The organism is Staphylococcus sp. EG-SA-2 (assembly GCF_017152085.1).
This window is the reverse complement of sequence record NZ_JACYHC010000895.1, coordinates 1-1,028: the sequence shown is the minus strand read 5'-3', so window position 1 is coordinate 1,028 and position 1,028 is coordinate 1. Positions and strand designations below refer to the sequence as shown.

At 31.8% G+C, this 1,028-nt stretch carries 1 rRNA gene and 2 pseudogenes; all 3 read right to left on the bottom strand.

The annotated features are described in order from the left end of the window. A 16S ribosomal RNA gene (locus IDG60_RS15825) occupies nucleotides 1-64 on the bottom strand; the annotation flags it as partial. A gap of 550 nt (nucleotides 65-614) precedes the next feature. After that, nucleotides 615-720, bottom strand: a pseudogene (locus IDG60_RS15820) (hypothetical protein). A gap of 204 nt (nucleotides 721-924) precedes the next feature. After that, a pseudogene (locus IDG60_RS15815) lies at nucleotides 925-1,028 on the bottom strand (recombination protein RecR); the annotation flags it as partial.

Genomic DNA, 1,028 nt, shown 5'->3' with positions numbered 1-1,028 from the left:
CGACTTGCATGTATTAGGCACGCCGCCAGCGTTCATCCTGAGCCAGGATCAAACTCTCCATAAAAATTATGATGTTTGATTAGCTCATAAATACTAAATAATGTTTGTAACTTATAGTTACGTTTTTTGGAATTAACGTTGACATATTGTCATTCAGTTTTCAATGTTCATTTTTTCTTACCGACAAGAATTAATTATACATTTTATTAACATTTAAGTCAACAACTTTTTAAAATTAATTTTCGTTAGTAATTCAAGTTATTTCTTAAGTTGAGTTGTTTTGTTTGCCTCAACAAATAAATACTATACAGGCTTTCAAACTGCTTAACAACAGTAAAAATTACACCTTTGTCATCTGTACTGAACGCCCTTATCCTAAAAATCGAACTTAAAAAATCCCCACTTATAAATAGTACGTTTTTTAGAACAAGAAACAGATTTTTCTCTAACCATATCAATCAAAAAAACCGCAAAACAGAACGTTATTTTTTTACCAGAAATTAAAAATAAATTTACAAGTTTTAAATAATCTCTCAAAACACCGCTATACAGGCTGATTTAATAAGCTTTAGACCAAAGAAGTACAACTACTAAGCCAGCATCTATCATTTCAATTACAAAAGAATTTCATTTGCATAGTCATTAACCATCAACCGCATTTATCAAATTAATAGCACCAACACACCATAACCGTAAATCTAATTCGATAATCCAATTCACATCATTACTATTAGAAGTAACAAATCACAACCAACGGCTTGCTTCCTAAAGATTACCCATCCCTCAGTAAAACTAGGTAAACCATACCACCGCCACACCGCAAATAAAGTAGTACATCACACCACACCATAAAAAAAGCCACAATGATTACACTGTGACTTTTCTTACTATAGTATTAAATTCAAAAATGTTTAATAGAAGACATTACATTTCTGTTCTACCTGCGATTGCTTTAGATAATGTTACTTCGTCAGCATACTCTAAATCGCCACCTACCGATAACCCTTGTGCTAATCTCGTCACTTTGA